General features: G+C 75.7%; 10 protein-coding genes. 7 read left to right on the plus strand and 3 right to left on the minus strand.

What is annotated here, in order from left to right; all coding sequences use genetic code 11:
* Positions 1-148: 148 nt before the first annotated feature.
* Positions 149-925: a GolD/DthD family dehydrogenase gene (locus BJ968_RS19555; protein ID WP_179754656.1), complete on the minus strand. Its 777-nt coding sequence runs from the start codon at positions 923-925 to the stop codon at positions 149-151.
* Between the two features lie 228 nt (positions 926-1,153).
* On the opposite strand from BJ968_RS19555, the gene BJ968_RS19560 reads away from it, so the two are divergent.
* Complete coding sequence (locus BJ968_RS19560) at positions 1,154-2,077, plus strand: sugar-binding transcriptional regulator (protein WP_179754658.1); 924 nt, start codon at positions 1,154-1,156, stop codon at positions 2,075-2,077.
* A 16-nt stretch (positions 2,078-2,093) separates the two neighbouring features.
* On the opposite strand, the gene BJ968_RS19565 is transcribed toward BJ968_RS19560, so the two are convergent.
* Positions 2,094-3,491, minus strand: coding sequence for an aminotransferase-like domain-containing protein (locus BJ968_RS19565; RefSeq protein WP_179754660.1), 1,398 nt, complete (start codon positions 3,489-3,491; stop codon positions 2,094-2,096).
* 67 nt (positions 3,492-3,558) lie between these two features.
* Here BJ968_RS19565 and BJ968_RS19570 point away from each other — a divergent pair, with 67 nt between their 5' ends.
* The 4 genes from BJ968_RS19570 to BJ968_RS19585 all read left to right on the plus strand — a co-directional run bounded on the left by BJ968_RS19570 (position 3,559) and on the right by BJ968_RS19585 (position 10,071).
* Positions 3,559-4,488 (plus strand): DMT family transporter, encoded by a 930-nt coding sequence (locus BJ968_RS19570; protein ID WP_343078167.1) that lies wholly within the window; start codon positions 3,559-3,561, stop codon positions 4,486-4,488.
* Positions 4,488-5,114, plus strand: a complete 627-nt coding sequence (locus BJ968_RS19575; RefSeq protein ID WP_179754664.1) for an FMN-binding negative transcriptional regulator — start codon at positions 4,488-4,490, stop codon at positions 5,112-5,114. The genes BJ968_RS19570 and BJ968_RS19575 overlap by 1 nt, the downstream gene beginning before the upstream one ends.
* Before the next feature lie 27 nt (positions 5,115-5,141).
* Complete coding sequence (locus BJ968_RS19580) at positions 5,142-7,043, plus strand: thioredoxin-like domain-containing protein (RefSeq protein ID WP_179754666.1); 1,902 nt, start codon at positions 5,142-5,144, stop codon at positions 7,041-7,043.
* Positions 7,044-7,137: 94 nt separating this feature from the next.
* Positions 7,138-10,071, plus strand: coding sequence for an aminotransferase (locus tag BJ968_RS19585; RefSeq protein WP_218885186.1), 2,934 nt, complete (start codon positions 7,138-7,140; stop codon positions 10,069-10,071).
* Positions 10,072-10,116: 45 nt separating this feature from the next.
* Here BJ968_RS19585 and pgi read toward each other — a convergent pair whose 3' ends face one another.
* Positions 10,117-11,802, minus strand: coding sequence for a glucose-6-phosphate isomerase (gene pgi, locus BJ968_RS19590; protein WP_179754668.1), 1,686 nt, complete (start codon positions 11,800-11,802; stop codon positions 10,117-10,119).
* Between the two features lie 61 nt (positions 11,803-11,863).
* Here pgi and BJ968_RS19595 point away from each other — a divergent pair, with 61 nt between their 5' ends.
* Both BJ968_RS19595 and rpsO read left to right on the plus strand, forming a co-directional pair.
* Positions 11,864-12,844 (plus strand): bifunctional riboflavin kinase/FAD synthetase, encoded by a 981-nt coding sequence (locus BJ968_RS19595; protein ID WP_179754670.1) that lies wholly within the window; start codon positions 11,864-11,866, stop codon positions 12,842-12,844.
* Positions 12,845-12,970: 126 nt separating this feature from the next.
* Positions 12,971-13,240 carry a 30S ribosomal protein S15 gene (gene rpsO, locus BJ968_RS19600; RefSeq protein WP_106207037.1) on the plus strand — a complete coding sequence of 90 codons (270 nt, stop codon included), beginning with the start codon at positions 12,971-12,973 and terminating at the stop codon, positions 13,238-13,240.
* The last annotated feature ends 130 nt before the right edge of the window (positions 13,241-13,370 follow it).

A 13,370-nucleotide genomic window follows, 5' to 3' on the forward strand; every position in this document is an offset into this window, starting at 1 on the left:
GCCGGACCGCACGGGTCATGGGGGGTGCTCCAGTCGAGAGCGGAGGACGTGGGGTGGACCGTGCTGCCGTGCACGGGAGCGGCCAGGGTTTCCGGGACCGCGCTCAGGTGTCAATCGGGCTGCTCACGTGAGCAGGGACCCGCCGGGGTCAGCGGATCGTGTACCCGCCGTCGACGACGAGGTCGGCGCCGTTGACCATGTCCGAGGCGCCGGAGGCCAGGAACAGCGCGGCACCGGCGATCTCGCGGGGCAGGGCGAAGCGCCCCGTGGGGATCTGCGCCTTGGCGGCCTCGCCCTTGGGCCCCTCCCAGGCCTTGCGGCCCAGGTCGGTCAGGACGACGGTGGGGGAGATGGAGTTCGCGGTCACCCCGCGCCCGGCCCACTCCGTCGCCAGGACCTTCGTGAGGCCGACGACCCCGGCCTTGGACGCGCAGTAGGCGGCGTGCCCCTCGAGGGCCACCGTCGCGGCCTGGGAGGCCATCGTGATGACCTTCCCGCGACCGCGCTCGAGCATTCCGCGCCCGACGGCCTGGGCGGTGAGGAACGTCCCGGTGAGGTTGATGGACAGCGTGCGGGTGAACACCGCGGGGTCCAGCTCCTCGGCCGGGGCGAGGTCGACGATGCCCGCGCAGGTGACGAGCACGTCGACGGGCCCGGCGGCCGCGGCGAACTCGGCGACCGACCCGGGGTCGGCGACGTTCCCGGCCAGGGCCAGGTGCTCACCGGCGGCCGAGCGGGGCAGCGCGTCGGCCCGGGCCCGGGCGGCCTCGGCGTTCAGGTCGACGACGACGACCCGCGCGCCGGCCTCGGCGAACGCGCCGGCGATGGCGCTGCCGATGCCGGAGGCGCCGCCGGTGATGAGGGCGGTCCGGCCCTCGAGGCGGAAGGACAGGTCGACGGCCTCGTCGGTGGGTTCGGTGCTCATGGCGTCCTCCGGGTCCAGGGGTGCGTGGCGGGCCCGCCCCCGGCGTCCTCGCCCGGCGGTGGGGGTCCCGGCCCTGGAACCCCGTGTCCGCCGTCCCACCCCGGTGGGGTGGACCCGGCGGCGCGAACCCGGCGGGAATGCTGTCCGCCGCTGCTCACCGGGTCAACACGGCTGCTCACGTGAGCAGCCGGTGTGCGCACGTGAGCCGTCGTCTGCTCCCATGAGCGGATGGGCCCGGAAGAACTCACCGAGCTGGTCGCCATCGCCCGCCGGCACCACGTCGACGGCGTCTCCCGCATCGACATCGCCGCCGAGCGCGGGCTGTCGCGGTTCAAGGTCGGGCGCATCCTGCAGGCCGCGCGCGAGGCGGGGATCGTGCGCGTCGAGGTCCGCGCCCCGGCGGGCATCGACTACGAGCTGTCCGAGGAGCTGCGCACCCGGTACGGGCTGCGCCGCGCGCTGGCCGTCCAGACCGCCGACGAGACGCACGTGCGCGAACCGCTCGGCCAGGTCGCCGGGGACCTGCTGCGCGAGATCGTCACCGCCGACGACGTCCTGGGCATCGACTGCGGCCGCACGCTGCGGGCGATGACCGGCCACCTCGGCGGCATCGCCGGCTGCGACGTCGTCCAGATCACCGGAATGGGCGGCCAGCTGGGCGACACGGCCACCGACATCACCCGGGTCGTCAGCGAGGCCAGCGGCGGGCGCGTGTTCTCCCTCTTCGCGCCCCTGGTCGTCGCCGACGCGCGCACCGCCGAGGCCATGCGCGCCCACCGCGCCTTCCGGGCCACCTTCGCCGCGTACGCGCGGGTCACCAAGGCCGTCGTCGCGATCGGCGCGTGGTCCCCGGAGCTGTCGCAGATCCCGGGGCTGCTGGCCGAGGACGAGTTCGCCCGGTTCGCCGCCGCGGGCGTGGTCGCCGAGACCGGGGCCCTGCTCGTCGACGCCGAGGGCCGGCGCGTCCTGGGCCTGGACGCCCGCCGGGTGGCGATCACCGAGTCCCAGCTGCGCGCCGTGCCGGACGTCATCGGGGTCGGGGGCGGGCGCGGCAAGACCACCGCCGTGCACGCCCTGCTGCGCGCCGGCCTGCTGAACTCCCTGGTCACCGACGTGCACCTGGCGCGCCGGCTCGTGCGCCGCACGGCGTGAGGGACGCGGGCGGGCCTCAGCCCAGGACCTGCCCCACGACGCGCACGGCCTCGCCGAACCGGTCGGCGTCCGGGCCGGAGTAGTTCAGCCGCACGAACGGCCCCGACGGCTCGGCCGGGAACCAGTCCGCCCCGTCGGCGATGACGACCCCGCGCGCCTCGCAGCGCCGGACCAGGTCGGCCGGGTCCGCCCCGTCGGGCAACCGGACCCACAGGTTCAGCCCCCCGGCCGGGACGTGCTCCAACCGCGCCGGGGGCAGGTGCTCGCGCACGGCCTCGACCAGCAGGTCCCGGCGCACCCGCAGCTGCTGGCGCGTGCGGCGCAGGTGCTGGCGCCAGGCGGGCTGGGTGACCACGTCGAGCGCGGCGGCCTGCAGCAGACCGCTGACGTACATCGTCTCCGCGCCCCGGTCGGCGCCGATGCGCTCGCGGACCGGGCCGCGGGCGATGACGGCGGCCACCCGCAGGGCGGGGGAGACGCTCTTGGTCAGCGAGCGCAGGTACACGACGTGACCGGCGTCGTCGTGCGCGGCCAGCGGCCGGGGTTCGGTGTCGATGGCCAGGTCGTGCGCCCAGTCGTCCTCGACGAGGAACGCGCGGTGCGCGCGGACGACGTCCAGCACGGCCCGGCCGCGCTGCGGCGTCCACTGCGCCCCCGTGGGGTTGGCGTACGTCGGCTGGGCGTAGAAGGCGCGCGCCCCCGTCCGGCCGAACGCCTGGTCCAGGGCGGCCGGGTCGGGGCCCTCGGGCCCGACGGGCACCGGCACGAGCTCCACGCCCGCCTGCGTCGCGGCCAGGATCGCGCCCCAGTACGTCGGGGACTCCACGAGCATCGGGTGCCCGGGGCCCACGACGGCGCGGAAGATCGAGCTGAGCCCGCTCTGGCTGCCGGGCAGCACCAGCACGTCGCGCGGGTTCGGCGGCTGCACCCCCGGCGGGCTGTGCCGGGCCAGCTCGCCGGCGAACCACGCCTGCAGCGCGGGGTCCCCGCCGACGGGGGCGCGCGTCACGGCGGCGTCGGTGCGCGCGGCCCGGGCCAGCGCGGCGCGCACGAGGCGCCCGGGCAGCAGGTCGGCCACCGGGTACCCCGAGTGCAGCTGGACCGCGCCGGGGGCCACCGCGCGCTGGGCGGAGGCGCCGGCGGGCAGCAGGGGGCGTGCGCCCAGCGCCGCGCTCTGCCACCCGTGGTCGACGGGCCGGTGGGTGGGCGCGGCGCGCACGAAGGTCCCGACCCCCGGCCGGCTCTCCACCAGCCCCAGGCCGGTGAGGGTGCGCACGGCCCGCTGGACGGTCACCGGGCTGGCGCCGTGGGTGCGGCACAGGGCCCGGTTCGAGGGGACCTGCGTGCCCGCCGGCACGGTGGCGACCCACTCGCGCAGGCTCGCGACGATCCGCTCTGCGCTACCCTGATCCATGACGGTGCAGAGTAGCGTTACTCCCCGGACGCCCACGGTGTTATCAGGCGAGGTGTCACCGCGCGCGGTGTTGCCGCCCGGTCCCGCCGGCCTGGCCTGGGGTTCCCTCGGCGTCCTCGCGTTCTCGTTCACGGTGGTCCTCACCCGCGTCGCCGTCGGCGGCTTCCCCCCGCTGCTCATCGGCGCCGGCCGGGCCGTGGTCGCCGCGGCGCTCGCGGCCCTCGCGCTGCGCCTGACCCGCCAGCGCCGGCCCTCGCGGCGGCAGGTCCTGCGCCTGGGCGTGGTCGCCGCCGGGATCGTCCTGGGGTTCCCGCTGCTCACCTCCTACGCCCTGACCACCGTCCCGGCCGCGCACGGCGCCGTGGTCATCGCCGTCCTGCCCGCCGCCACCGCGCTCGCCGCGGTGCTGCGCACCGGGGAACGGCCCGGCCGCCGGTTCTGGGTCTGCGCCCTCGCCGGGGCGCTGGCCGCCGTGGCCTTCGCCGCGGCCGGGTCCGGCGGCCTCGGCGGCGGCCTGCGCGGGGCGGACCTGCTGCTGCTGGGGGCCGTCGCGGCCGCCGCCGTCGGCTACGCCGAGGGCGGTCTGCTGGCGCGGGAGCTGGGCCCGTGGCAGACGGTGTCGTGGGCGCTGGTCCTCAGCTCACCCGTCGTGCTCGCCCTGACCGCCGCCTCCCTCGCGGCGGCCCCGCCGCACGCCACGGCCGGGCAGTGGGCCGCCTTCGGGTACCTCGCCGTCGTCAGCATGTACCTGGGGTTCTTCGCCTGGTACCGCGGCCTCGCGATCGGCCCCATGGCCCGCGTCAGCCAGGTCCAGCTCCTGCAGCCGGTCCTCACCATCGCCTGGGCCGTGCTGCTCCTGGGCGAGCCCCTCACCGCGGCCACCGTCGCCGGCGGCCTGGCCGTCGTCGGCTGCGCCGCCCTCGCCGTCCGCACCCGGCTGTCCCGCCCCGCCCCCGCGACCGACCCCGTCCCGACCCGTCCCGAGGAGACCGACTGATGCTGCGCAGCGCGCACTACCGCGTGGAGGACCCCGCGCAGGTGCGGCGGCTGATCGCCGCCCACCCCTGGGCCACGATCGTCTCGCCCACGACCACCGGCCTCGTCGCCTCGCACTACCCCGTCCTGCTGGAGGAGGCGGGGCAGGAGGAGATCGTGCTGCTCAGCCACGTCGGGCGCCCCGACGACGAGCACCACGAGCTCGGCCGGCACGAGGTCCTCGTCGTCGTCGCCGGCCCCCACGGCTACGTCTCGCCCAGCTGGTACGCCCCCGGCGACCTGGTCCCCACCTGGAACCACCTCACCGCGCACCTGTGGGGGGTCCCCGAGGTCCTCGGCGAGGAGGAGAACTACGAGGTGCTGTGCCGGCTCACCGAGCACTTCGAGCGCGGCCGCCCCGGCGGCCGGGACCTGCGCGAGGACGAGGCCGCCACCCGCCGCGCCGCGCGCGGGACCCGCGGCCTGCGGCTGCGGGTCACCCGGTTCGAGGCGCGCTGGAAGCTCAGCCAGACCAAGACCCCCGAGGTCGCGGAGAACGTCGCCCGGCAGCTGGAAGCGGTCCACCCCGAGCTGGCCGCCGAGGTGCGCGCCGTGCGCGCGGGGGGCGGGTGCCCCGGGCACCGGTGAGCCCGGCGGGCGGGGCAGGATGTCCGGGTGACTCCCCGTGCCCGTGTCCGCGCCCCGCAGCTGACCGGTCGCCGCTGGCTCAACACCGCCGGTGACCTCTCCCTGGCCGACCTGCGCGGCAAGGTGGTCCTGCTCGACTTCTGGACCAGCTGCTGCGTGAACTGCCTGCACGTCCTGGACGAGCTGCGCCCCCTGGAGGAGAAGTTCGCCGACGTCCTGGTGACCGTCGGGGTGCACTCGCCGAAGTTCGCGCACGAGGCCGAACCCGCCACCCTGGACGCCGCCGTCGACCGCTACGGCGTGCACCACCCCGTCCTCGACGACCCCGAGCTGGCGACCTGGCAGGCGTACGCCGCGCGGGCGTGGCCGACCCTCGTCGTCGTCGACCCCCAGGGGTACGTCGTGGCGTCGATGTCGGGGGAGGGGCACGCCCACGGCCTCGACGTCCTGGTCGGCGAGCTCGTGGCCGAGCACGAGGCGAAGGGGACCCTGCACCGCGGCACCGGCCCCTACGTGCCCGCGCCCGCGGCCGGGTCCGCGCTGCGGTTCCCGGCCCGGGCGGTCCGGCTGCCCGACGGGGCGGTGCTCGTCGCGGACACCGCCCACCACCAGCTCGTCGAGCTCGAACCCGACCTGGAGACCGAGCGGCGCCGGTTCGGCACGGGGCGGCGGGGCCTGTCCGACGGCCCGGGCGCGACGTTCGCCGAACCGCAGGGGGCCGCGCTCCTGCCGCCGGAGGTCGCCGCCCGGGTCGGGTACGACGTCGTGGTGGCCGACAGCGTCAACCACGCCCTGCGCGGGCTCTCGCTGGCCGACGGCACCGTCCGCACCGTCGCCGGGACGGGGAACCAGCTGCGCCGCAGGGAAGGCGGCGGCCCGGCGCTGGAGCAGGACCTGTCCACGCCGTGGGACGTGGCGTGGTTCGACGGGCAGGTCGTCGTCGCCATGGCCGGGGTCCACCAGCTGTGGGCCTTCGACCCCGTCGAGGGCGTCGTCCGGGTCCTGGCCGGGACCACCGCCGAGGGCGTCAAGGACGGGCCGGCCGAGCAGGCGTGGTTCGCCCAGACGTCCGGGTTCGCCGTGCAGGCGACGGCCGACGGCGAGGTGCTGTGGTTCGTCGACGCCGAGACCTCCGCGCTGCGTTCGCTGCGCCGCACCGGGGACCCCGACCGGTCGGTGCCCGTCGTCACCGACGACCGGCTCGCCAACGTGCAGTCCGTGGCGGGCGCCGGGTACGAGGTGCGCACCCACGTCGGGCAGGGGTTGTTCGACTTCGGGTTCCGCGACGGTCCCGCCGCGCAGGCGCTGCTGCAGCACCCGCTGGGCGTGGCGGTCGCCGCCGACGGCTCGATCCTCGTCGCCGACACCTACAACGGCGCCGTGCGCCGCTACGACCCCGCCACGGGGGAGGTCACCACCGTCCTGCGCGACCTCGCCGAACCGTCCGACGTGCTCGTCGACGGGGACACGCTGGTCGTCGTCGAGAGCGCCGCGCACCGGCTGACCCGCGAGCTGACCCCGCCGGCCCTGCGGGTCGACGCCGGGGCCCACCGCGTGCAGCGTCCCCCGACGGACCTCGCGCCCGGGACCGTGGAACTCACCGTGGGTTTCACCCCGCCCTCGGGCCAGAAGCTCGACGACCGCTGGGGCGACCCCACGCGCCTCGTCGTGGCCTCCACCCCGCCGGACCTGCTCACCGAGGGGGCGGGGTCGGCCGAGGGGCTGCGCCGGACCCTGCGGTTCGCCGAGGGCGCCGAGGGCGGTGTGCTGCACGTCAGCGTGCAGGCCGCCGCGTGCGACGGGGACCCCGAGACCGGTGAGGTGCCCGAGTTCGCCGCCTGCCACCTCTACCAGCAGGACTGGGGCATCCCCGTCCGCCTCGTCGACGGCGCCGCCGCGGAACTGCCGCTGGACCTGCGCGGCGTCTAGGCCCGCGCCGCGGTCCGGCGGGGCCCCGTGCCCCCGCCGGGCCGCGGCCGACCCGCGCCCTAAGCTCCGCGTCACGCCGACGATCGGAGCTGACGTGTCGAACCCCGCCGCCGGGGCACCCCTGTTCGACTTCTTCGCCCAGCCCTCCCTGCCCGCCCCGGACGTGCCCGCCGACGAGCTCACCCGGCTGGTCGCCCGCGAGTTCGGCCTCGACGTGCGGTTGCGGTCCCTGGGCAGCCAGCAGGACCAGAACTTCATGGCGCACGCCGTCGCCGACGACGAGCCCGTCGCCGTCCTGAAGATCAGCAACCCGGCCTTCAGCGCCGCCGAGGTCGACCTGCAGGACCGGGTGGCCGCACTGCTGGCGCGCGAGCTGCCCGACCTGCGCGTCGCGCACGTCCTCCAGCGCGACGGGCGGGACCTGGCGGGCTGGTTCGACACCTCCCGCGGCCGCCTGCACCTGCGCCTGCTCACCGTGGTCCACGGCCGGACCCTCAACGGCTCCCGGTACCTGGCCCCGGCCGTCGTGGAGCGGATGGGGGCGCTGGCCGCGGCCGTCAGCCGCGGCCTGGAGCACGTCGAGCACCCCGCCCAGGACCGCGTCCTGCAGTGGGACCTGCAGCACGCCCGCCGGGTCGTCGAGCTGCTGGCCCCCGGCGAACCCGACACCGCCGTGCGCGAGCGCGTCGTGGCCGCCGCCACCGCGGCGCTCGCGGTCCTCGAACCCCTCGCGGACCGGCTGCCGGCGCAGCTGGGGCACTTCGACCTCACCGACGACAACGTCGTCGTCCCTCCCGGCGGCCGCCTGCCCGACGGGATCGTCGACTTCGGCGACGTGCTGCGCTCCTGGCGGGTGGGGGAGCTGGCCGTGACCATCTCCTCGGTCCTGCACCACGCCGGGGCCGACGCGCGCACCACCCTGCCCGCCGTCCGGGCCTTCGACGCCGTGCGGTCGCTGACCGACGACGAGGTCGAGGCGCTGTGGCCGCTGGTCGTGCTGCGCGGGGCCGTCCTCGTCCTGTCCGGCCGCGACCAGGCCGTCCTGGACCCCGGCAACGCCTACGCCCAGGACGGGCTGGACCGGGAGTGGCGCATCCTGGAGGTGGCCACCGAACTGCCCGTGCCGGTCGTCACCGCCCTGGTCCGCCACGCCCTGGGGCGCCCGCGCACCACCCCCGCCCCCCGCCCCGCCCCCCGCCTCGCCCCGCTGCTGCCGGCCGGCACGACGGTCGACGTCCTGGACGCCGGGACCCGCTCGGAGGTCAACGACCTCGGCGCCTGGACCGACGCGGGGACGCTGCAGCGCGAGGCCGAGCGGCGGCTGGGGGCCGCCGACGTCGTGGTCCTGCCGCACGCCGCGCCCGTCCTGACCGGCTCACCGGCCCTCAGCGCCGAGGAGCCCGCCACGGTCCCCACCGGCGCCACCTTCTGGTCCAGGCGGGGCTTCAGCGCCCTCGCGCCCTTCGCGGGCGAGGTCCGCCCCGTCGACGGCGGCGTGGAGCTCACCGGCGCCGAGGCCGTCCTGCGCCTGTCCGCGCCCGGGCCCGGTGCGGTCCCGGGGGCGACCCGCGTCGAGCCCGGCCAGCCGTTCGCCGCGGTCCCCGCCGGCCGCGCCGTCCACGCGCAGCTGGTGCGCGACCCCGCCCTGGACGTCCCGGCCCGGGTGCGGGCCGCGCACGCCCCCGGCTGGCTCGCGCAGGTGCACGACCCCGCCCCGCTGTTCGGGCTGGCCCCGGTGGTGCCCACGTCCGCCGGGGAGGTGCTGCGCCGGCGCGAGCGGGTCCTGGCCGAGGTCCAGGAGCACTACTACGCCGAGCCCCCGCAGGTCGAGCGCGGCTGGCGCGAGCACCTCGCCGACGTCGACGGCCGGGTGTACCTGGACATGGTCAACAACGTCACCTCGATCGGGCACGCGCACCCGCGCGTGGAGCAGGCCGCGCACCGGCAGCTGCGGCTGCTGAACACCAACTCCCGGTTCCACTACGCGGCCGTCGCCGAGTTCGCCGAGAAGGTCGCCGCGACCCTGCCCGACGAGCTGGACACGGTGTTCCTCGTGAACTCCGGCTCCGAGGCCGTCGACCTCGCGCTGCGCATCGCGATGGCCGCGACCGGGCGACGGCACGTCGTGGCGATGCGCGAGGCGTACCACGGCTGGACGTTCGCCACCGACGCCGTCTCGACGTCGATCGCCGACAACCCGAACGCCCTGGAGACCCGCCCCGACTGGGTGCACACGGTCGAGGCGGCGAACTCCTACCGGGGCCGGCACCGCGGGCAGGAGGCGCACCGCTACGCCCCCGAGGCCGTCGCGACGATCCGCGAGCTGGCCTCCCGCGTGGACCTCGCGGGTTTCGTCGCCGAGACGTACTTCGGCAACGCCGGGGGCGTCGCGCTGCCGCCGGGGTACCTGCGGGCCGTCTACGCGGCGGTGCGCGAGGCCGGGGGCCTGGCCGTGGCCGACGAGGTGCAGGTCGGCTACGGCCGGCTCGGGCACTGGTTCTGGGGCTTCGAGCAGCAGGGCGTCGTGCCCGACGTCGTGGCCGTGGCGAAGTCGGTGGGCAACGGCTTCCCCGTCGGCGCCGTCGTCACCCGCCGCGAGGTCGCCGACCGGTACCGCACCCAGGGGTACTTCTTCTCCTCCACCGGGGGCAGCCCGCTGTCCAGCGTCGTCGGGTCGGCCGTCCTGGACGTCATCGTCTCCGAACGGCTGCAGGAGAACGCCGCCGTCGTCGGGGACCACCTGAGGGAGCGGCTGACCGGGCTCGCCGGCCGGCACGAGCTCATCGGCGCCGTGCACGGCGACGGGCTGTACCTGGGTGTGGAGTTCGTCCGGGACCGCACCACGCTGGAACCGGCCACCTCCGAGACCGCCGCGATCTGCGACCGGCTGCTGGAGCTGGGGGTCGTCGTGCAGCCCACGGGCGACCACCAGAACGTGCTGAAGGTCAAACCCCCGTTGTGCATCGCCCGGGAGTCGGTCGACTTCTTCGTCGACGCGCTCGAACGGGTGCTCGTCGAGGGCTGGTGAACGGGCCCGGGCCGGGGACCGCGAGGGTCCCCGGCCCGGTGCGCGTCAGTTCGCGCGGTGCTCCAGGTAGTACCGGATGAGCGACCCCGTGGAGGGGTCCTGCGCCTCGAGCGCCGCGGTGTCCCCGGTGAGGGCCGGGGCGATCTCCAGCGCCAGCTTCTTGCCCAGCTCCACGCCCCACTGGTCGAAGCTGTCGATGCCCCAGACCGCACCTTCGACGAAGGTGATGTGCTCGTACAGGGCGATGAGCTGCCCGAGCACGGACGGCGTCAGCGACGGCGCGAGGATCGACGTCGTCGGCCGGTTGCCGGAGAACACGCGCGCGGGCACGACGTCCTCGGCCGTGCCCTCGGCGCGGACCTCCTCGGCGGACTTGCCGAAGGCCAGCGCCTTGGTCTGGGCGAAGAAGTTCGCCATGAACAGGGCGTGCACGTCGGCCTCCCCGTCCACCAGGGGGTGGGTCGGGGTGGCGAAGGCGATGAAGTCGGCCGGGATGACCCGGGTGCCCTGGTGGATCAGCTGGTAGAAGGCGTGCTGGCCGTTGGTGCCCGGCTCGCCCCAGAACACCTCGCCGGTGTCGGTCGTGACCGGCTCGCCGTCGTAGCGCACCGACTTGCCGTTCGACTCCATGGTCAGCTGCTGCAGGTAGGCGGCGAACCGGTGCAGGTACTGCGAGTACGGCAGCACCGCGTGGGTGTGGGCGCCGAGGAAGTTGACGTTCCACACGTTGAGCAGGCCCATGAGCAGCGGGACGTTGCGCGCGGGGTCGGTCGTGCGGAAGTGCTCGTCGACGGCGTGGAAGCCGGCGAGGAACTCGCGGAAGGCGTCCGGGCCGATCGCGACGGCCAGCGAGGTGCCGATCGCGGAGTCGACCGAGTAGCGGCCCCCCACCCAGTCCCAGAAGCCGAAGGCGTTGGCCGGGTCGATGCCGAAGGCGGCGACCTTCTCCAGCGCCGTGGACACCGCGACGAAGTGCTTGGCGACGGCGTCCTTGCGGGCCTCGTCGTCGTCGGCCAGGACGCCCGCCGCGGACAGCCCCGCCCACAGCCACGCGCGCGCCAGGCGGGCGTTGGTCAGCGTCTCCAGCGTCCCGAACGTCTTGGAGGCGACGATGAACAGCGTCGTCTCCGGGTCGAGGTCCTTCGTCGTCTCGGCCACGTCGGTCGGGTCGATGTTGGAGACGAACCGGCACTCCAGCCCGGCCTGCGCGTACGGCTTGAGCGCCTCGTAGGCCATGACCGGCCCGAGGTCGGACCCGCCGATGCCGATGTTCACGACGTGCGTGATGCGCTTGCCCGTCACGCCCACCCACTGCCCGCTGCGCACGGCGTCGGCGAACGCGAAGACCTTGGTCAGCTCGGCCTGCACGTCGGCGTCGACGTCCTGCCCGTCGACGACGAGCGCGGAGGAGGCCCCCGGGGGGCGGCGCAGCGCGGTGTGCAGGACGGCGCGGTCCTCGGTGACGTTGATGTGCTCACCGGCGAACATGGCGTCCCGGCGGGCCAGGACGCCCGTCTGCTCGGCCAGCTGCAGCAGCAGGCCCACCGTCTCGGGGGTCACGAGGTTCTTCGACAGGTCGACGAACAGGTCGGCGGCCGTGAAGCTCAGCTGCTCGGCGCGCTCGGGGTCGGCGGCGAACCAGCCGGCCAGGTCGGGCGTGGTCGCGGCCTGGTGCGCGCTCAACGACGCCCACGCGGGGGTGGTGGTGGGATCGACGGGTCCAGTGCTCATGCACCGAACGCTAGTCAGCCCGCGTGCGGGGCGCGCCACCGGCTGCTGGCACAGTGTCTGCGTGCAGCGGTGGGATGACCTGTCAGACGTCGGACCCGGGTTCGGCCCCTCGGTCGTCACCATCGGCAACTTCGACGGCGTCCACCGCGGCCACGCGGCGGTGCTCGGCGAGGTCGTCGGCCTGGCCCGCGACCGCGGCCTGGCCGCGGTCGCCGTCACCTTCGACCCGCACCCGCTGCAGGTCCTGCACCCCGAGCGCGCCCCGGGCCTGCTGACGGGGCTGGAGCACCGCCTGGACCTGCTGGCCGGGGCCGGCCTGGACGCCGTGCTCGTCATGCCGTTCACGCGGGAGCTGGCGGCCTGGAGCCCCGAGCGGTTCGTCCGGGACGTGTTCGTGGACGCGCTGCGCGCCCGGGTCGTCGTCGTGGGCCACGACGTGCGCTTCGGGGAGGGCAACTCCGGGGACCTGGCGACCATGCAGGAGCTGGGCGCCCGGTGGGGGTTCGAGGTGCGGGTGCTGCAGGACCTCGGCGACCGCGACGACGCCCCCCGGTGGAGCTCCACGGCCGTGCGCGCGGCCCTGGCGGCCGGTGAGGTGGACCGGGCGGCGCGGATGCTGGGGCACCCGCACCGGGTGACCTCGACCGTCGTGCACGGCGACCACCGCGGGCGCGAGCTGGGCTACCCCACGGCGAACCTGGACACCGACGGCGCCGAGGGCCTCGTCCCGGCCGACGGCGTCTACGCGGGCTGGCTGACCCGGCCCGGCGGGGAGCGGCTGGCCGCCGCGGTCTCCATCGGCACCAACCCCACGTTCGACGGCGTGCGCCGGCAGGTCGAGGCGTTCTGCCTGGACCAGGAGGGGCGCCCGGGCGGGCTGGACCTGTACGGCGAGCGGGTCGACCTCGACCTCGTCGCCCGCCTGCGCCCCACGCTGCGCTTCGACGGCGTCGAGGCGCTCGTGGAGCAGATGGAGCGCGACGTCGCCCGCTGCCGCGAGCTGCTGCTCGGCCCGTCCGCGGAGGGCCCGGCCCCCCGGTGATCACCCCGGTCGGGGGCGTGGGGGAGCGCTGGTAGTCTGGTGGCTGCCGTTCGATCGGCCGCGGACCCAGAGCGCCCGGGTGAACCAGCCCCGAGGCACCGCGCAACGAGTGATCAGGAGAGTCGAGTGCCCCTCACCAACGACGTCAAGAGCAAGATCATCGCCGAGTACGGCACCTCCGAAGGTGACACCGGCTCGCCCGAGGTCCAGGTCGCGATGCTGACCCAGCGCATCCGCGACCTCACGGAGCACCTGAAGCAGCACCAGCACGACCACCACAGCCGTCGTGGTCTGCTCCTGCTGGTCGGTCAGCGCCGCAACCTGCTGAAGTACATGGCCAAGAAGGACATCAACCGCTACCGCTCGATCATCGAGCGGCTCGGCATCCGCCGCTGACCGAGTCAGGGGCCTGACGCGACAGGGGTGGTCCCGACACACGGGACCACCCCTGTTGCGCATCCACGCCGCACTCGCGGCAGACTCACCCGTGACGAGACGCGGCACCGCGCAGCGCTGCACCGGTCCT

It is taken from the genome of Kineococcus aurantiacus (genome assembly GCF_013409345.1).
In the GTDB taxonomy this organism is placed as follows: domain Bacteria; phylum Actinomycetota; class Actinomycetes; order Actinomycetales; family Kineococcaceae; genus Kineococcus; species Kineococcus aurantiacus.